At 68.4% G+C, this 19,582-nt stretch carries 6 protein-coding genes; 1 reads left to right on the top strand and 5 read right to left on the bottom strand.

Going from position 1 to position 19,582, the window contains the following annotated elements; translation table 11 throughout:
• The first annotated feature begins 175 nt into the window (after positions 1-175).
• Positions 176-2,077 (top strand): Ig-like domain-containing protein, encoded by a 1,902-nt coding sequence (locus FL344_RS07030; RefSeq protein ID WP_194863025.1) that lies wholly within the window; start codon positions 176-178, stop codon positions 2,075-2,077.
• An 84-nt stretch (positions 2,078-2,161) separates the two neighbouring features.
• Here the strand turns inward: FL344_RS07030 and FL344_RS07025 are convergent, their stop codons facing one another.
• The 5 genes from FL344_RS07025 to FL344_RS07005 form a co-directional block, all read right to left on the bottom strand.
• Positions 2,162-3,262 carry a TIGR04552 family protein gene (locus tag FL344_RS07025; RefSeq protein WP_228564844.1) on the bottom strand — a complete coding sequence of 367 codons (1,101 nt, stop codon included), beginning with the start codon at positions 3,260-3,262 and terminating at the stop codon, positions 2,162-2,164.
• A 100-nt stretch (positions 3,263-3,362) separates the two neighbouring features.
• Positions 3,363-3,845 carry a toxin-antitoxin system YwqK family antitoxin gene (locus FL344_RS07020; protein WP_090493066.1) on the bottom strand — a complete coding sequence of 161 codons (483 nt, stop codon included), beginning with the start codon at positions 3,843-3,845 and terminating at the stop codon, positions 3,363-3,365.
• Positions 3,846-3,989: 144 nt separating this feature from the next.
• Complete coding sequence (locus tag FL344_RS07015; protein ID WP_228564843.1) at positions 3,990-4,904, bottom strand: hypothetical protein; 915 nt, start codon at positions 4,902-4,904, stop codon at positions 3,990-3,992.
• A 239-nt stretch (positions 4,905-5,143) separates the two neighbouring features.
• Entirely contained in the window at positions 5,144-7,156 is a 2,013-nt protein-coding gene (gltJ, locus tag FL344_RS07010; protein WP_141617978.1) for an adventurous gliding motility protein GltJ, read from the bottom strand.
• A 134-nt stretch (positions 7,157-7,290) separates the two neighbouring features.
• Positions 7,291-19,572, bottom strand: a complete 12,282-nt coding sequence (locus tag FL344_RS07005; protein WP_141617977.1) for a tetratricopeptide repeat protein — start codon at positions 19,570-19,572, stop codon at positions 7,291-7,293.
• Positions 19,573-19,582 lie beyond the last annotated feature (10 nt).

Below are 19,582 nucleotides of genomic sequence, written 5' to 3'. Positions count from 1 at the left end.
TGCGTGCATCAACGTCCCAGAGGTCGAGCCCGACCCAACCCCGGACGGAGGAGCACAGCCCACGACGAAGTTCGCACTAAGACTGAGCCCCAGCGAGGACTCCGCACTCCAGGGCGGCAACCGCCCCATTCAGGTCTCCATCGTTCGAGCCGAAGGATACTCGGACAGTGTCTCCGTGACATTGGAGCAGCCGCCTTCCGGCATCACTGCTCTGCCCACAGAGATCCCTGCTGGCGAGACGACCGCCACATTGACCCTCCACGTCTCCCCCAGCGCGGCGACGGGAGAATCGACGATCACGGTCCGCGCGGCATCTGGCAACGACTTCCGGATTGCCTCGCTCAAGCTCACCGTCGTACCGGCCGGAGACTTGGTCGTGCGATGGGCGGCTCCCGCCCCAGCGGACTCTGCCACCTACACCAACGGAGCGTTGCCGCTGGAAGCAACGATTGAGGGAGGCGCGGCCGACACTGTCGAGTTCCACCGCGACACGCAACTTCTGGCGCGTGTCTCGGCGCCTCCGTACACCTATACGTGGGACACCCGGGGGATGCCCGAAGGATCTTTCCAACTTGTGGCGCGCGCCGCTCGAGGCGGCACTACCTTTACGAGCGTCGCACGAACGGTGATCGTTGATCGCACGCCTCCTCATGTCTCGAGCCGCGCGCCTGCGTCGAGCGATGCGCAGGTCAGCGCGCGTGCATCCTTGGAGGCGACGCTCAGCGAGCCAGTGCGCCCTGCGAGCATATCTCCAGACAACGTGGAAGTGCTCGCTCACGGCAACACCCGGATTGAGGCCAGCGTCAGCCTCTCCGCCGACGGAACCACGTTGACGATTACGCCCACCACGCCCCTGCCTGCCCCCAGCACCGTCCTGGTGAAGCTCGGAACCGGCAGTCAGCCCATCCAGGACCTGGCGGGCAATGTGTTGCAGTCCACCACCGAATGGCAGTTCACAGTCCCTGTCTGGCTCCCCGTTGGCGGAGCTCTCAGTGCAAGGACTGGATCGACCCCAGCAGAGAATGCAGTACTCAAGCTGGATACAGATGACCTGCCCGTTGTCGCCTGGTCTGAGTTTGATGGCTCAGCCAAGAACATCCATGTGGCCCGCTGGAACGGCGCGACTTGGATCCATCTAGGCGGAGCACTGAGTGGACTTACTGGCACCGGAACTCACGCAGAGAACCCCACGCTGCATCTTGATGCCTCGGGAAGGGTGTTGATTGCCTGGCAGGAAGCGACGGGAGTTGGCGCCGGGAAAAACCTATATGCGCGGCGTTGGAACAACACTTTCTGGGAGGACCTACCTGCCTTTCCCATTACGGGAACCGAAGACAGGTTCATCGCGGAACCCAGCATAACAACAACAAGCACCGGAACCATTTACGTCTACGCAACACATCAATTCGGCGTTCCCCGGCTCGTTGCTTTTGAACTTAGCGCAGGCGCGACGAACTGGACGACCATCGAAGTACATCGTCCATTGGATTATGACACGACTGGAAGAGCGACCATCAGCGCGCACGGCACGAACGTATTCGTCTCATACGACGCCTACCATGCCCAGCATGAAACCCGTGTCATTGGCGTGCTCTTGAACCATTCAGGAGCAATGGGGAGCAGCATCATCACCGCGCCCCAGTCAGTAGCCGCGGTCACCCCCAGCATCGCCACCTCAGCAGTTGGCGTGCCGTCCGTCGCATGGCAAGAAGTGCATAAGAGCACAGTAGAAGGCTCGATTCACTTCTCGAGCTGGACAGGTAGCGAGTGGGCCGAGCCGGTGCTCCTCAGTCACGACTCGACAAACAATACTGAGCCATCGCTCGCCATTGGCGACAATGGCATTCCCGCGGTGGCATGGAGCGGCGTCGCGAACTCCCAGCGGTCCATCTATGTCTCCCGCCAACGCGCCTCCGCCTGGGAGCCCATCGGTCCGCCTTTGCGCTCCATGATGGGGAGCGGTGCCCAGGCACATCGGCCCACACTCGACATGGATCGCCAAAGCCGCCCATGGTTGGCCTGGCACGAAGCAGGTTCAACTGGCACCGACATTCACGTCTATCGTCACAATCAATGATGTGACTGAGGCACTCATGGTCGAAGGCCTGGTAGGAGTTGGCCGTGAGTGCTCCGCTTCATCCGTTCAGAATTCAGAGAGCCATTACGTTTGACGCTTGGGGACCACAAGACCTTGGCTCAGGCGTTTGAGAACTCGCTTCTTCTGCCTTCGCTTATAGGCATCGTGAGAGTTCTCTCCCATCTCATTAATCCGAGCCGTCTCCTCGTCGACGATTTGGAACTCAACCAATGAAATAACGATCCTCCCCTTGCGCTGACGGTCGTCCTCTTCGGGGGTAGGAAGATACGCATCCATTCGAACGGGAATATCCACCACAAAGTTCAACACCCGATACGAGTTACCCGAATAGATGTTTTTGCCGGGACCTTCCCGGTCCTCGAAATCACGGTCGAGCTGCAGCTTGGATATGAACTGCTCGAAATGAGGGTTCTCAGTGAGCACCTGCTTGAACGGTAGCAGCGTGTTCTCCGTCTGCCCTGGAACGACGAGGTGAAAGGGGAAGAGGCGCTGGGTGAGGTAGTAGAGAACAGGAAGCAAGTCCTCGCGCCGCTTTGTCACCACACGGAATCGAGTCCGGTCATATACCTGCGCAGCAACCGTCTCCTTCTTTGCCAGCAACTTCGTGATGAGTGAGTCCTGCGTCTTGATGGAGTGAGCAAACTCCACGACAGGCAATCCCTTGGCCTGCATCTCCGTGGCGACACTCAAGACCTTCGCAGTCACCAGTTCCGCCAGTTCGGCTTCTGAAATTGCCAGGCGGAACAACAAATCCCGTCCTTCGATGTGCTGAATAACGTGCATCACCTTGAGGACGACGCATGCAATTCGCCGATGGCGGGAAGAGCCCTTTACTCCCGACGCAAAAAGGAAAAGGTCATGAATCTCTTCCGGCTGTGCCACCACATTGGACACGCGGTAGTTGAACGTCTTCCGGAGATACTCGACGGCCTCTGCGAGGACCTGACGCGCCCAGATCTCATCGAAGGACTGGGACAAATCCAGTTGAAGCAGTCGCAGAAAGGCGTCTACCTCGTCCCGGGTCTGAAAATACATCCTCCGCCAGTCGATGACCGAGCCGCCCCGAAGGATTAGCCGGATCCGTTCGAGTTCGCGCAGGCCCATCTGCCCCACCGGTCGGATGGGAATATCGGGCAAGGCAGGGGCAAGGGAGGGGGGCTTCACACGCAACTTCCTAACTGAGTCGACCCGGCTGGGGAAGGCCTCAAAAACAAAGGGCCTCTCCAAAAGGAGAGGCCCTTGTTACCGCAATGAAGTCACCTGCCTACTGAGCAGAGACGAGGCGGTTGTGGTCGTAGTGAGCCTTGCTGACGACCTTGCCGTCCTTGGACAGCTCCTGCGTCAAACCATGCTTCCTGCCGCTCTTGTACTCTTCAATGCGCTGGGGCTTGCCGTTGGAGAAGTAAGCGGTGCGCTTGCCATCCCACCCGCCATCCTTGAACTCAGTGGTTCCCCGCTTGTTTCCAGCGGCGTCGAAGAAGGTCCAGACGCCCACCTTCAACCCATTCTCGAACTGCCCCTGCGCCGCCTTCACCCCGTTCGGGTGGAACGCGACGTACTCGCCATGCGCGACCTGGGTCCCCTGCGCCGCATCAATCTTCGCGCAGGACAGGCCTTCAGCCTTCGTACCGACCTGGGTCGCGCCGGCCGGGCACTTCAGCTTGACAGCGACATCGTTGGCCATCGCCGTCGGGGCAGCCAGGGCCAGCCCGAGAGTCATCGTCCGAATCAGTTTGGTGTACCGCATGTTCTCTCCTTATCAAGACGCCGAACTATCCGCGCTCCCATGATGAGACGGTCGAGCGCGAAGAAGATTCATCGTGGCCCGTGCTGTGAGCATGCTGCGAATCGCCCACCACACCCAAAGCTCCGGGGAGTCCGCAATCAAGTCCTAGTAGTTCGACCGGAAGCAGAAGAAGTTGCCGTCACCGAAGTGGTAGCCAACCAAAGTGGTGGTGCTGTCAGCCGGAACACACAGGTTGACGATGATGTCAGCGCGGGTACCGTTCTGAGTGATGACGTAGTCATTCGCCCCATTGCTGATGACTGCGTTGATTCGCGATCCATCCGTCCTCACGTAGTAGAAGCTGCCCAGTTCCGGAGCGGTCTGAGGGAACGGCGACGCAGCATCGGTGTACGCAGAAACAGACAGACGCAGCCGCTTCGCCCCCGGACACCAAGCGGTCGTGCCCGCCACCGCATTGACGGTCGCCATGTCATAGATGATGGGGCCGGTGGTGCCGACGTCCGCTGCCTTGTTGGGGTACGCGGTGTAGTTCTGGCACGTCGGAGCGGGCGGCTCGGAGCAGGTGCTGCTGGTGCAGATCAGACCGTAGCCACAGGTGGAGCGGCCCTCACCGGTGCAGCTCTCACCGGGCACGGGCTCTGTGTCACCCTCTTCGCACTGGCCAGTGGTCGTGTTGCAGGTCCGGTCGCCGGAGCACTGGGCGTCGGTCGAACAGGCCGTCACGCAGACGTTGTCCAGGTTGGAGCAGACCAGGCCCGTGGACTCAGAGTCCGTGCCACCGTTGCAGAGCACATCCGTGGAGCACTGGCAGATGTTCGTGGTGGCGCTGGGACCCGTGCCGCCCAGCGGGGCGCAGGTCTTCGCCGTGGAGGGGCAGTCCGAACCAGAGTTACAGGTCTGCACGCAGACTTGGGCGGTCGGGTGACAGATTTCCGACTCACCGCACTCGTCGTTGCTGGTGCACGCGCCCGGGGACGTTGAGTCGTCACCGCAACCAGCCATGAGACCGCTCATCGCGCCAAGCGCAGTGAGCACCAACATCATCTTGCGAAGCTGCATGTTGAGATTTCCTCTTGTTTGGAACGCCGCCCGGGGGGCCTCCGGCCACTGACTACAGGCCCCAACAACCATGCGAGCAAGTGAGGCTTAGTCCCCCCCGTCCGGACGTGTCAACGAGTGTCGACGCCACCTGGACGGCTGCTCGGCCACGAAATTCACCCTTCGCGCAAGCAGACAGCGGGAGCGGAGGCCATCGCGACGTTCATGTCGCGATAGCCTCAGTGGACGCTCCCCACCTTTCAGAAGGTGAACGGGAAGTCGATGGGCTCGCCCTGCCGCTTGTGACGCGGGAAGGACCAGCTCTTGATGAGCCCGGAAATGCAGCTCGCCATGTAGGTGGTGCGGAACTCATCCGTGCGGCACGACACCGCGCTCGTCTTGCCACTCGTCTGGATGGTCCAGCGCATCACCAGCTTGCCGCTCAACGACGGGTCCTTCTTCTTCTGCTCGTTGACGCACTTGATGATGGCCGGCTTGTTGGCCAGCACCACCGCCATGATGTCCGACTGCTGCAGCCGGTCCGGAACCCCGCCCCCAGGCTCAGGAGGGACGTAGGCCGTCGGACGCGCCGACGACGGCTTCGCCTCCGGCGCCGACTTCTTCGTGCCGAAGAGCTCGTCGAAGTCATCATCCGAATCGCTCGACGAGGGCCGCTCCGCACGCGCCGGCGCGGACGTGCGAGGCTCCGGGTCCTCCCGGCGCGACGACGACGAGGTGCGTCGATTCGTGGGCCGCTCAGCCTTCGCCACCGCCGTCTCCGCAGGCTTCGGCGTTTCAACCGGAGGCGGCGTCGGCGTGGCCACGGGCGCCGCCGCGACGGCCGTGGGCGGCGTCTCCGGCGGAGGCGTGTTCACCGGCGCCGCAGCGACCTCCGTGGGCGGCGTCGCGGGATTCACGGGCGGCTGAGCGGCCGCCGTGGGGGCCGTGTTCGCCTGAGGAGGCGGAGGATTGCTGGGGGACGGCGTCGGCGTGGCCACGGGTGCCGCCGCGACGACCGGGGGATTCGCCGGTGCCGCGTCCGCGCCAGACTCACCCTTCAGGAAGAGCGCCGCGGCGCCACCACCGACCAGGAGCAGCCCCGCGGCAATGCCAACGAAGAGCCCCGTCTTGCCCTTGCCCCCACCCGGCGGCGGATAGGCGGCCGGGTAGCTCGGCTGCGGCGGGTACGGCGCGGGCATGGGCTGCGCATACTGCGGCCCCGGCTGATGCCCATACGGCATGGGCGCCGGCTGCGGATACTGCTGCATGGGCTGCTGCCCATACGGCATGGGCGAGGCCATGGGCTGCGCCATCGGCACTTCCGCGCCCCGCAGGGACGGCGAGGACACCGGCTCCGGCGGCGGCATGGGCACGTCCAGCAGTCGCGACTGCGACACCGGCTCCCGGCCCAGCGCGGGCGCGGGCGTCGGAGGCGGCTTCGACAGCGCGTCGTTCTCTTCCTTCACCAGCGAGGCCAGCACGCTGGCCGCGGACGGCTTCCAGCCCACGGCCTCCTCAGAAGCGCCCGCAGGCCCGGAATCACCACGCGCCCCCTTGCCCGCGCTGAAGGCGGACTGCACGGGGCCTGAGGACACCGTGGGCGTCGAACCGGACACCGGCTCGGGCGCGACGATGACGGGCTTGGAGGGCCGCGGCGCCAGCACGGACGCCAGCTCCGCCGTCTCCGACAACGGAATCCAATCACTGAAGCCCGAGCGCCAGCAGAGGCTGTCCGGGCCCACCTCGCCGCGGTCCCACAGGTCCTTGACCTTCTCGACATTGAAGGGGCCGACCTGCTTCTCGTCGATGGCCACGTACCACTCGTGCGCCGCCGCGTTGGCCTTGGCTTCTTCCTTGTCCGGCTCGGCCTCCGCTTCGGCCAGCTTGCGCACGTTCTCCGCGGACGCTTCGCGCGCGGCGGCTTCGTTCGCGGCCTCGGTGGGAATCTTCTGCGTGCCGGAACTCAGCACCTGGTCGAAGACGGCGCCAATCTCGTCCTCTTCCACGTCGGTGAAGAGACCGCCTTCGGGCGGCGTGCCCAACGTCGCCGGCATCGTGGCGGCGGAGGCGTCACTCCCCTTCCCTACGTCAGTCGAGGCGGAGGCCTCGGAGGTCGAAGACTCAGACGCGGAGTCCTTCGCGGCCGTCGCGCCAGCGGGACGCACGGTGATGGTGTGGCCGCACTTCTTGCAACGAACCTTGACCCCTTTGGGGCCAATCTTGTCGTCGCTGATCATGTACTGCGCGCGGCAGCTGTCGCAGACGAAACGCATCGTTCCCGTAAGCCTCGGAAATGACGGGAGAAATCCCGCCTGAATCGTAGAAGTGGCAGACGGAGGGGTCAAGGTTCGGAGCCAAGTCCGCCCGCCTGCCTTTTAACGCACGACCCCCACGTCGGGGTCTGTCCCTACCTGCGCACCTGTACCTCCACGTGCGTACCCACAGCGACGCGCAGCTCGTGCAGGTCCTCGGAGGTGGCGAACACCAACAGTTCCCGCAGCTTGTTACGCACCGGGACGCGGAAGGCGGAGCCTGTCTCGCCCTGCACCATTCGGCGCACCGGCTCCATCTCTCCCGCAGCGAGCAGGCCCGCCCGCGCCGCGGTCAGCTCCGCGCCCTCCAGGTACTGCCGCACGGCCTGCGGCGTCGCGGTGGGCAACCACGCACGCGCCGCCTTCGCCAGCGCCGCGCGGTCCGGCTCGTTGAGGCTCCGCTCCAGCAGCCGACGCTCCGGCTCCACCAGGTGCTGCGCTTCCGCGATGCGCACGTTGCCCACGACGAGGCTCAGCGCCGCCTGGAGGATGGCCTCCAACCGCTCGGGGGCCACGCGCTGACTGAAGGCCAGCTCGGAGCGCGCCAGCGCCAGGGTGCGGCCCAGGAGGTAATAGACCTCCTTCTGGCCCTGCTCCGCGAAGTACTTGCCGCCCACTCGCAGCGAGGCCGGGTGCGTCTGGAGCAACTCCACGTTGATGAGCGGCTCGGGCGCCGGCTCGTTGGAGCGCTTCGCCATCCGCTCGCGCGTCGCCACGAGGAAGGGCGAGTACAGCTCCACCGCCTCCATGCCCAGCACGCGCGCCACATACCGGTAGTGGTGGACGTGGTACTCGGGCGCACTGGCCACGTCGATGCGGTGGCGCTTGGGCACCAGTTGGTACTGCTGGGACGGCACCGCGTACAGGTGCCCCACCTTCGCGAAGAGGAGGCCCAGCAGCTCCGCCAGCGGGCCGCGCGCCTTCGGGTGGAACAGGTGGTTGTGCCACAGCTGGTCGTTCAACGGCCGCGGCTCCACCTTCTCCTTGTTCTTCGCGTAGGGCCCCAGCTTGGTGAGGATCTCCTGCTCGTCCTCCCCTGCCTCGCCCAGCAGGCCGGACACCGCCTGAGCGGCGAGCCAGGCGCCGTCGTAGTTCTTGCGCAGCGCGGACAGACGCACCAACGCGCCCACCACCTTGCGCGGGTCCGTCGTGTTCGGCAGCGCGCGGCGGAGCGCGGCAATGGCTTCGTCCTCCCGGCCCGGCATCTGTCCGGCGAGGTCCGCGAAGGCCTCCTGCACCGCCGCGTCGTCGGGCAGGCCCTTGGCAGCCACGCCGTACGCGGCCACCGCGCCTTCCGGGTGCTTGAGCACCTGGAGGTACAGGTCGCCGAGCGCGCGCCACAGCGCCATGCGCGCCACGTGCGTCTCCGGCGTCTTGGGCAGCCGGCCCAGCATCTTCGTGTAGTTCTCCTCCAGTTGCTTCCACTGGCGCGCCGCGCCGAGCATCGCCTCCAGTGCGCTGAAGGCCTCCACGAAGCGCGGGTCCAGGTCCAGAGCGGCGTTGAAGGCCTCGGTGGCGCCCTCCACGTCCTTCAGGTCATCGCGGCGCAGCTCGCCCAGCGCGAACCAGACACGCTTGGCCTTGTGCGGCTCCAGGCCCAGCGCGGGGAGCGCCAGCATGCGAGCCAGCACGTCCGCCGCCTTCTGGCCCTGACGCGTCTCGCGCAGCAGCACGTAGAGCTGGTCCATCACCTCCGGCGCGTCCGGCTGGGACTTGAGCGCGTTGGTGAAGGCGTCAATGGCCATGTACGGGTCGTGCAGTTCGTCACGCGCGATGCGGCCCAGCTCCAGGCACACCTTCGCGCGGGCCTCGCCCTCCAGCACACCCACCAACTGCTGCCGCAGCTCGGCGGACTTCTCGTACTGGCCCTGCTTCTCCAGGAGCGCCACCAACGCGCGCAGCGTCGGCTCGTGGCCCGGGTCGATGGCCAGCGCCTTCTCGAAGTGGTTCTGCGCGCGGTCCGTCTGGCTCAGCGCGGCGTGGATGTCGCCGAGCTGCCAGTACACCTCCACCACCTCCAGGTCCGTCAGCTCCTCGCGGTGGTGGATGAGGATGGTCTGGAAGACCTTGAGCGCGCCTTCGTAGCGGCGCGTCTGCACCAGCAGGTTGCCGTACCCCTCCAGCGCGGGCAGGTACGTGGCATCCAGTTCGTAGGCCTTCTCGTAGCAGCCCAGCGCCTTGTCACGCTTGCCCAGCTTCTCCGCCACGTAGCCCAGACGGTAGAGCTGACGGCAGAGGTCCGCGGCGGAGACAGAGTCCTTGTCCGCCACCGCCATCTCCGCCATCTTCCGCGTGACGATGTCCAGCATCCGCTCGCCGGAGGCCCAGTCCTCGTGCGCGATGTACACGTCCGACAGCGGGCGCGCGGCCTCCAGGCTGTCCGGGATGTGCTTCAGCGCTTCCTGCCAGTAGCCGGTGGCGGTGTCCCGGTCCTCGCGCGTCTCCGCGTGGTAGCGCGCGACGTCCAGCAACGCGCGGCCCTTGGCGGCCGGGTCCTCGGTCTGCTCCGCCTCCTGACGCAGGGTCTGCTCGTAGCCGCTCCAGTCCTTCTCCTGCTCCTGGATGCCCTTGAGGGCGCGGATGCTGGGCAGGTGGCCGGGGTCCACCGCGAGTGCCTGCTGATAGGCGGTCCGGGCGCTGCCCGTGTCCATCAGCATGTCCTCGTTGATCTTGCCCAGGCGGTAGTACAGCTCCACCGCGTCCTTTGACTGCCCGGCGAGCTCCGCCTCCTTCGACAGCATCTCCAACGCGAAGGGCCAGTTGCCGCTGCGCTCGTACATCGTGCCCAGCGCGTGCAACGCCGGACGGCACTCAGCGTCCACCGCGAGCGCCGCGTGGTAGTTGTTCACCGCGCGGTCCAGCGCCTTGAGCTGCTGGTACTGGACGTTGCCGATGTCCACGTAGAGCTCGGCCTGCTCCTGCGGGCTGACGGCCAGCGCGAGCTGCCGCTCGTACGCCGCGATGAGGTCCTCCCACCGCGCCTGCGCCCGGCGCAGCCGGATGAGCGTCTTGATGGCCTGGACGTTCTGCGGATCGATGGAGAGCACGCTCTCCACGCAGACGTCCGCGTTCGCCGGGTTCTGGTACTTGTCCTCCCAGATGGTCGCGCTGCGGAAGAGGACGCGGATCTTCTCGCGCCAGTCCTCGCTCAGCTCCAGCATCCGCTCGTAGATGGCGAGCAGGTCCGCCGGGTGGTCCAACCGCGTGTGGAGCCGCTCCAGCGAATCCAGCGCCTCGCGGTTGACGGGGTCGAACTCCAGCGCCTGCCGGTACGCGGCCACCGCCGACTCGTCGTCGCCGATGTCACGCTCGTAGACGCCCGCCACCTCCACCTGGATGCGCGCGCGCTCCTCGATGCTGTCCGCCAGGTCCCGGGCCCGCAGCAGCGTGGACGCCACGTCCGGCCACGACCGCTGACGACGGTAGAGCGCGGTGAGCACGCCGAGCGTCTCCGCGTCGGGCTCGAGCTCCAACGCACGCAGCAGCGCGCTGGCGGACTCGACGGGGTCCTCCAGTTGCTCGTCCCAGACGCGGGCAATCTCGCGGAGGATGCCCTTGCGCTGCTCGATGGAGCCGGCGGCCTCCAACTTCTGCTCCAGCGCCACCACGTACTCACGCTGACGGCCACGCCGCAGGAACACCGCGGCGAGCCCATCCAGCGCGGTGGCGTTGGTCGGGTCGAACTCGAGAATCTTCCGGAACGCCGCTTCCGCCGCCTGCGGGTCATCCAGGTGCGTGTCGTGGACGCGCGCCAGCGTCGCGTAGAGCCGCTCGGCCAGGGCGCCGCGCGGCAGATCGTCGGCGACCTCCTCGTAGACGGCGGCCAGCTCCTCGTGGCTGCCCGTCTCGTCGGCCAGCCGCTCCACCTCCTCGCGCAGCGTGTCGTCCGACGCGTCCAACTGGAGCGCGCGGCACAGCGCCAGGAAGGCCACGTCCTTCTGTCCCAGTCGCGCTTCCTGCACCCGGGCCAGCTCGCGCAGCGCGGCCAGCTTCTCCTCGTCCGTGACGAGGTGGGGCATGTATCGGTCCATCACCTGGGCGTACGCACGCCAGTCGTTGTGCGTCCGGTACAGGTCGCACGCACGCTCGTAGGCGGTGCGGTTGGCGGGGTCCAGCTCGAGCACCTTCTCCAGCGCGCCCGAGGACAGCTCGGGCTTGCCGCCCTGCCCCACCCACAGGTCCGCCACCGCGAAGTAAGCAGCGACCGCCTGCTCACGCTCCTCCGTCAGGAGGTGCACCTGCACCTTCAGCTCCAGCGCGCGCACCGCGTCGTTCCACGCACGCAGTGAGACGAAGAGCTCGTGCACGCGGTCCAGCTCGGGAACCTGGTGCGGCTCCACTTCCAGCGCGCGTCGGGCGGCGTCCAGGGACTCCTCGCGGCGGCCCATGCCGGCGAGCACTTCCGCCAGGCGCAGACGCAGCGCCTTCACGCCGTCGCTGCTCTCCTGAAGAGGAATCAGCCGGCGCAGCACGCCCACCAACTCTTCACGCTGGCCCGTCTCGTCGTAAAGCTCGCGCAGCGTGTCGAGCACGCCGCGGTGACGTGCATCCCGGTCCAGCGCGGCCTTGAAGAACGGCACGGCCTGTTCCGGCTGCTTCAGCAGGCGGTACACGACGCGGCCCAGGCGTTCATTGAGCCGCACGACCTCGCGGGGGTCCAGCGTCACCGCCAGCCGGCCCTCCAGCAGCTCACGCAGGTCCTGCGGCCGGTCGGCGCGCTCGTAGAGAGACTCCAGCGCGGAGAACGCCTGCTCGTTGCGCGCGTTCTTCGCCAGCAGCTCGCGGTACAGCTCGATGGACCCGCCCAGGTCCGCCAGTCCTTCGGCGGAGACCTGTGCCATCTTCGCCAGCACGCGATCGCGCTCGGCGCCCGACACCTTCTCCGCCTGGAGCTTCAGGATGCCGTAGAGCTTCTCCGACGCGCCTGCCGACTCGTAGATGCCCTCCAACAGCCGCGCCGACGCGAGGTGCTCCGGGTCCAACGCCAGGATGCCTTCGTAGGCACCCGCCGCGCGGTCCGGGCTGTCCAGCCGCTCCTGGTAGAGCTGGCCCAGGCGGAACAAGTAACCCACCCGCTCCGAGGGCTCCGTCACGCCAGCGACCAGGGCCTCCAAGATGCCCGCCAGCTCCGGCCAGGCCTCCAGTTGGAGGTACAGCCTGTCCAACGCCACCAGCGACGGCTCCTGCACCGTGGGGTGCAGCGTGCGCGCGCGCTCGTAGTAGGAGACGGCGCGGTCCGAGTCGCGCAGCTTCGTCTCCAGCATCTGGCCCAACCGGAGGCAGACCTGCGCGGCATCCGCGGCCTCGGCCACGCGCGGCAGCGCTTCCTCGTACGCGGCCAGCAGCTCGTCATAGCTGGCGGACGCATCCGCCGCGTTCTCCAGCCGAGCACGGACGGCGGCGTCGTTCGGGTCTTCCTTGAAGGCGCGGAAGAGGGCCAGGAAGGCCAGCTCCGACTCCTCCTGGGACTCCCGCAGCGTGGCCAGCTCGCCCAGGAGCGCCTTGCGCTCGAATGCGTCGCCCGACACGCCCACACGCGTCTCGATGACCTGCGCCAGACGCGTGATGTCGCCGCTGGCGCGGAGGGCGCGTAGCAACGTCTCCACCGCAAGCAGGTTCTGCGGCTCGCGGGTCACCAGCGCCTCCATGCGGCCCACCGCGCCCGCATGGTTGGCCTGCACGGACAGCACCTCGCCGTACAGCGCCAGCGCGCCTGTGCGGTCCAGCAGCCGCGACTCACGCACGATGGCCAGACGGAACTTCAGTTCCAGTCCCTCCTCCGTGGAAATCAGCGCGATGCGGCGAGCCAGTGCGTCCGCCAGCTCCGGCCAACGCTCCTGCTTCTGGCAGAGCGCCTCCATGCGCTCCAGCGTGGGCAGGTCGTCCGGCTTGAGTTCCAGCAGGCGCCGGAAAGTGGCCAGCGCGCCCAGCGCGTCGTTGAGCTGCTCCTCCTGCAGCGTGCCCATCTGGAAGAGCACCGCGGCGCGACGCACCGGGTCCTCCGCCACCGCGAGCTGCCGGCGCAGCACCTCCAGCAGCTCCGTGGGCTTGCCCTGCGACGCCACCAGTCGCACGGTGCCATCCAGCGCTTCGGTGTCCGTGGGCCGCAACTCCAGCACGCGCTTCCACGACACCAGCGCCTCGGAGGGCTCGCCCAGGTCCGTCTGGATGCGGGCCAGCGCGCGGTACAGCTCGGCGCGGGACGCATCCCCCGCCTTGCCCACCACCTCCGTCAGGATGGCGGCCAGTTCCTCGGGCGCCTCTGCCTTGTCCACCAGCGCGACGCACAACTCCAACGAGCGCAGGTCATCCGGCAGCTCGCGCAGCGCACGCGTGGCGGCCAGGAAGCCCATCTCCGCGTTCTCGAGCGAGCCGGCGTAGATTTCCGCGATGCGGCGCAGCAGCGCGGCGCGCTCCTGCGGCACGGCCTCCGCCGAGGCACGGGACTCCAGCATCTCCACCTGCTTCAGGTGGTTGCCCACCGAGGCGAAGACGGGCTCCAGCGCACTGGCCGCGGCGCCACGCAGCGGGCTCTCCGAGCGCGCCATCTCCTCCAGCGCGCCCACCGCGCCGGCATGTCCCTCCCGGCGCGCCAGCACGGCCTGGTACAGCTCCAGTGCGCCGCGCGGGTCGTCCAGACGCGACACCTTCAGCCGGCCCAAGCGCACTCGAAGGTCGGACGCCTCTTCCTGGGCGCCGCGCTCGTCCGCGAGCTGGATTTCCCGCTCGATGTGCTGCGCCAGCTCCGGCCAGCGCTCCATCTCCGCGAGCACCCGCCCCAGTAGCTTCAGCGCGTTGGCGTTCTCCGGCCGCAGGCCGAGGATTTCCCGGTACGACTGCGCCGCCAGCGACTTGTCCGCCAGCGTCTCCTCGGCCAGGTGGGCCAGCTCGAAGAGCAGGTTCACCTGCGAGGACGGGTTCGCCTCGGCCGCCACCTGACGGCGCATGATGAGCGCCAGCTCGCGGTGCGCGCCTGTGCGGCGGTGGACCCGGGCGATGGCGTCCAACACCGACTTGTTCTTCGGGTCCCTGCGCGACATCTCCTCCATCGCACGGACGGCCAGGTCGTAACGCTTGAGGCGGTTGTCGTAGATGCCCGCCAGGCGTCGCCACAAGTCACCGGCGAGCGGTTCCTGCGCGCCGCGCTCCAGTTGGTCTTCGTAGGCCGCCGCCACCTCCTCGAACGCACCGGAGTCGGCCGCGAGCCGCTCCAGCTCGTCGCGCACCGCGGCCTCCTGCGGCGCCTCGTTGAAGGCGCGCAGGCGTGCGACGAAGGCGAGCGACGTCTGCCCCAGTGCCTCGCGCAGGGTGGCGATCTCCTGGAGGTGCTCCAGCCGCCGCTCGGGCGCCACGCCCGGCAGCAGCACCTCGAGTACGTCCACCAGCTTCCGGGTGTCGTTGACGCCACGGTAGACAGGCTCCAGCAGGCGCGCCGCTTCGGAGCGAGGCGCCTCGTGCGCCATCAGCCGCTCCAGGCCCGCCACCACCTGTCCGTCTCCAGGCGCCAGCTCCAGCAGACGCCGGTACACCGGCAGAGACTCCGCCGGCCCCACTTCCTTCTCCAGGAGCTGGGCGCGCTTCAGCAGCCAGTTGCGCCGTGCGCCTTCATCCGCGGCGCCATCCGCGAGCTGGTCCAGCACGTCCGCCTGCTCCACGAAGCGCCGAGACTTCGCGTAGAGCTTCTCCAGCGCGAGCAGGCCCTCGGGCACCTTCCGGAGCGCCAGCGCGGAGCGATACGTCTCGATGGCCTTCGCGTCTTCACCCGCGTTCGCGTACGCCTCGCCCGCCTTGAGGAGCAGCCCCACGCGCTCCTCCGGGTCGGTGGCGAGCTGCGCCTGGCGCGTGTAGACCTCGGACAGGCTCTTGGCGTTCTGCCCCTTCTCGTACAGGCGGGAGAGGGCCTCCAGCGCCTGCCGGTCCTGGGGCGCGTCCGCCAGCAGGCTCTTCCACAGCCGCGCGGCCTCTTCGGGCTGGTCCAGCGACTCACGCAGCTCCGCCGAGCGCCGCAGCAGTTCCAGCGCCGCGGGGTCTCCCGCGTTCAGCTCCGTCGCCGCCGTCTCGTAGATTTCGGCCAGCACCTCGTGCGAGCCCGTCTCGCGCGCCAGCCGCTCCAGGTCCGGCTGCACGCCTTCCCGGTCCAATCCCTGCGCGAAGGACTTCACCGCGGACATGAACGCCAGCGAAGGCTGGAGCATGTCGCGCTCGTAGATGCGGCGAACCTCTCCCGAGAGGAGGATCTTCTCCACGGTGAGCGCGGAAGTCATCCGCGCTTCACGCAGCGCCACACGGCGGGCGTGGTCGCCCACCTGCACCAGCACCGGGTCGAGCACATCCAGCGCCGCGCCGCTCGCGGGCACCGCTGCCTTCACCCAGGCCTCGAGCGCCGCGCGCGCACCGGGATGGCCCGAGTCCTCGGCCAGAATCTTCCGGTAGAGGCCCAGCGCCGCGTTCGGGTCATCCAGGACCGTGCGCTGGAGTTCCGCCAGACGGAAGGAGACTTCACGCCCCTGCGGGCTCTGCCCTTCCTGGTTGCGGCGCAGCGCCAGCGCCCAGGCCAGGTCCGAGTGACGGCCACTCTCGGTGTAGAGCCGGTCCAGGGTCGCCGCGGCTTCACGGCTCGCCGGGTCGCGCTCCGCAATGACGCGCCAGGCGTCCGCGGCGCTCTCCTTGTCCATCAACTTCGTCTCGTGCAGCAGCGCCGCCTCGCGCAAGAAGGCCAGTTGCTCGGCGGGCTCCGGCGACGCCGCGGCCAGCTTCTCCAGCACCTCGGCGAGCGCTGCCCATTCCTCCCCCGCGCGATGCAACCGCTGAAGGGCGCGCAGGCAGTCCAGGTTGCCCGGCTCGATGGCCAGCAGGTCGCGCAGCGCCTTCACCGCGCCGGCCTTGTCGTCCAGCTTCTTCTCCTGCACCTCGGCCAGCTCGCGCAGCAGCGCCAGTCGCGCGGTGCCGATGTCCCCTTCCTCCGCCAGCTCCGCGATGATCTCCGCGTAGCTGTCCAGCGAGTCCGCGTCCTCCGCCGCCTGCCGTGCCGACGAGCGCAGCCCCGCGTCACCGGGCGCCAGGCGCAGTGCGCGCGCCAACGCCGCGAAGGCCAGCTCCGGCTGCCGCAGGTGCGTCAGGTGCACCTGCGCCGCGTGTCGCAGCGCCTGCACTCGCGCGGCGTCGTCCTTCGCCACTTCCGCCAGAACATCCAACGTGGCCACCAGCTTGCGGTGGTCCTTGGTGCGCTCGAAGGCAGGCACCAGCACACGCGCAGCGGCCTCGCGCGCCGGGCCCGAGGCGAGCATGGCCTCCAGCGCCGCCAACGCATCCGGGTCCGTGGGGCGCTGGAGCAGGATGTCCGCGAAGCTCTGCACCGCCTCCGCGCTGCCGTCCTGCGACTCCTGCAGCAGGTGCGCACGACGCAGCTTCAGCCGCGCCACTCTGTCCGCGTCACCCGCGGACTCGGCCAGCGCAATCATCCGCGCCAGCGTGTCTCCCAGCTCGCGCGTCCGGCCCGCCTTCTCGTACAGCTCCGCCAGGCGCGGCAGATGCCGGCCTTCCTCGGCGCCGTGCGAAAGCGCGGACTGCAGCGCCTCGGCCGCCTGCGCATCGCGTCCCAGCTCCGAGTTGAGGTCCACCAGCTGAAGCAGCAGCTCCAGCCGCTCCTGCCCACGCGCGCCCTGGATGCGCTTGCGCAGCAGTCCTTCCGCGTCCGCGGACCGGCCCGCGCGTCCGTACAGACGCACCAGCCGCTGCAGCACCGCGTTCGACTCGGGCGCACGGGTCACCGCCGCTTCCAGCGCCGCGATGGCCTCTGCGGCGAGCGCGCCCTCTTCCGCCAGGCTCGCGGCCTCGAGCAGCAACGGCACGGCCACCGCGGGGTCCTCGGACTCGGAGGCCAGCGTGCGCAGCACACGCCCCAGTTCCGCGTGCGCGGACAAGTCCCTGGCCAGCCTCAGCGACTCCGCGCGGGAGCCCTCGTCCTTCGCGTCCTCGCGCAGCGCGCGCACCTGGACGTCAAAGGCCGCGCGGCTGTCCGCGAGCTGCTTCTCATGGATGCTGGCCAGCAACGAGAAGAGGCGCTTGCGGGCCGTGGGCTCCGTCGTCACCTCCAACTGCTGCTGGAGCGCCGCCACCTGCCGCTGGTGGTCGCCGCTGCGCCCGTAGTGCGCCGCCAGCGCCTCCGTCACCTCCGCCGTGCGAATGCCCGCCGCCGCCAGCCGCTCCAGTCCGCCCACCACCACGCCGGTGGAGACGTTCTCGGAGAGCAGGCCGAGGAACAGGTCCGTCGCGTCCTCCTGACGCCCCAGCCGCTCGGCGTACAGCTTCGCCTGGCGCGCCGTCCACTCGTTGCGCTCCAGCTGCGTCTCCGCCAGGCCCGCCAACCGCCCCGCGAGCGCCGCCGCCTCGTCGAACTTCGACTGGGCCACGCACAGCGCCTGCAGTCGCTGCACGCCCGCCGCATCCTCTGGTGCGAGCTGCACCAACTGGCGCACCAATGGCTCCAGCTCCTCGGGCGCCGCGCCGGCCGCCTCGCGCCGGGACACGTCTGCCTCCAGCCGCGCCTTCGGGTCGTCCGCGAGCGCCGCGGCCGCCTGCAGCGACTTCACCGCCTCCACGGCAGCCGCATCACCCGGCGCACGCGCCAGCACTTCCCGCCATGCGGCCTCCGCGCGCGACGGGTCCGCCAGGGGGCCCTGGAGCAACTGGGCCAGCTGCCGCCAGATCGTGGCCGCCACCTCCGCCACCGGCGCCGCTTCCGCCGCGCGTTGCAGCGCCAGCGCCAGCGCGGGCTGCGCCTGGGCCTTCTCCGCGTGCTCCACCACCGTGCCCAACAGCAACGGACGGCCCGGCTCCAGCTCCAGGGCGCGCGACAGCACCTCGAAGGCCCCGCGTGCGTCGTCCTTCTCCTCGAACATCAGCGCGAGCGCTTCGCAGAAGGCCACCCGCTCCGGGCGCGGACGCGGCGCCAGCAGGGCCAGGTCCAGCAGCGGAACCACCGCTTCCAGCTCGTCGTCCTCGGCCAACAGCCGCGCCAGTTGGAAGGCCGCCAACGCCTGCGTGGGGTCCAGCTTCAGCGCCGCTTCCAGGTGCTCACGCGCGGCGTCCGCGTCCTTGAGCTGCGTCAGGAACAGGTCCGCCAGCCGCAGCCGCATGCCCGCCTGGGTGGAACGGTCCTTCACCGTGCCCAGGTAGCGCTCCAGCACCGCGACGGCTTCCGGAGCCCGGCCCTTCTCCAGGAGCTGCTCGGCCGTCAGGCTGGCCGCGTCCGCGCGGGACGGGTCCGCCGCCACGGCCTTCTCGAAGGCCGCCAGCGCGCCGTCCGCGTCGTTCATCCGGCCAAGGCGCAGCGTGCCCACGCGCAGCCACAGGTCCACCTGCGCGGTGCGGTCCTTCACCTCGCCCGCCATCGCCTCGATCTGCTCGATCGCTGGCGCGAAATCACCGCCCGAGCGCACCGTCAGCTTCTCGATGAGCGACAGCCCTTCGGGCATGCCCGGCCACAGCAGGAAGCAGCGGTCCAGCGCCTCCTTCACCTTCGCAGCCGCGCCCGGGTCGTACCAGGCGAAGAGCTTCGCCACGAGCAGCGACAGGCGCGCCGCGCTCTTCCGGTCGCGCTCCTCCAGCGACATGCTGCGCAGCATTCGCACGCGGTCACGCCACGTGTGCTCGAAGCGCTGCAACGCGCGCGCGGCCTTCTCCAGCCGCGCGTTCTGCGGCTCCAACGCCTGGGCGACATCCACCACCCGCTGCGCCAGTTCATGCTCAGTGGGGTCGTCCACCAGCCGCTCGGCGAGCGCGGCGTACTCCTCCGCCATGCCCGCGTCCCCCAGCGCCGCGCGCTCGCGCTCCAGAGCCTCGAAGGCCGGCTGGAAGCGCTCTTCCGACAACAACAACTGACGCACGCGCCGGAAGGTGGCGCGGTCCGGCTTCGCGCGCGCCGCACGCTGCAGACACAGCACCGCGCGGTCGCGCCGGAACAACTTCTGCTCGTAGACGTCGGCCGCCTTCAGGTAGTGGCCCGCGCACTCCTCGCCCTGCGTGACGCCGCCCAGCCGCTCCAGGACGTCCGCCAGCGCGGCGCCATCCTGCCGCGACTCGTGCAGCCGCTTCAGGCCTCGGAGCGCGGGGATTGGATCCTTCGCCACCAGCAACGCGCGCTTGAGCAATTCCTCCGCGCGCTGCGTGTTGCGCTGCCGATCATGCGCGAGCTCCGCGGCGCGGCACAGCAGGCGCACCGCTTCATCGGAGGCGACATCGCGCGAGCGCCCCTCGTAGAGGCGAATCAATTCCTCGACACGGCCGGCCTTGTCGAGTGCCGCTTCGGTTTCGACGAAGGTGCGGTCATCGGACACGCGCAGCGTGGGACGCGACGAGGGCGTGGGCTGTTGCATGGAGGGGCGG

It is taken from the genome of Myxococcus sp. AB036A, assembly GCF_006547355.1.
In the GTDB taxonomy this organism is placed as follows: domain Bacteria; phylum Myxococcota; class Myxococcia; order Myxococcales; family Myxococcaceae; genus Myxococcus; species Myxococcus virescens.
The sequence above is the reverse complement of the archived record's forward strand: the minus strand, read 5'-3'. Positions and strand labels throughout refer to the sequence as shown.

Bases quoted from the DNA above. Each gene is read 5' to 3' on its own strand.
- FL344_RS07020 (WP_090493066.1), bottom strand. From the start codon at position 3,845: ATGCGGTACACCAAACTGATTCGGACGATGACTCTCGGGCTGGCCCTG.
- gltJ (WP_141617978.1), bottom strand. From the start codon at position 7,156: ATGCGTTTCGTCTGCGACAGCTGCCGCGCGCAGTACATGATCAGCGAC.
- FL344_RS07015 (WP_228564843.1), bottom strand. From the start codon at position 4,904: ATGCAGCTTCGCAAGATGATGTTGGTGCTCACTGCGCTTGGCGCGATG.
- FL344_RS07005 (WP_141617977.1), bottom strand. From the start codon at position 19,572: ATGCAACAGCCCACGCCCTCGTCGCGTCCCACGCTGCGCGTGTCCGAT.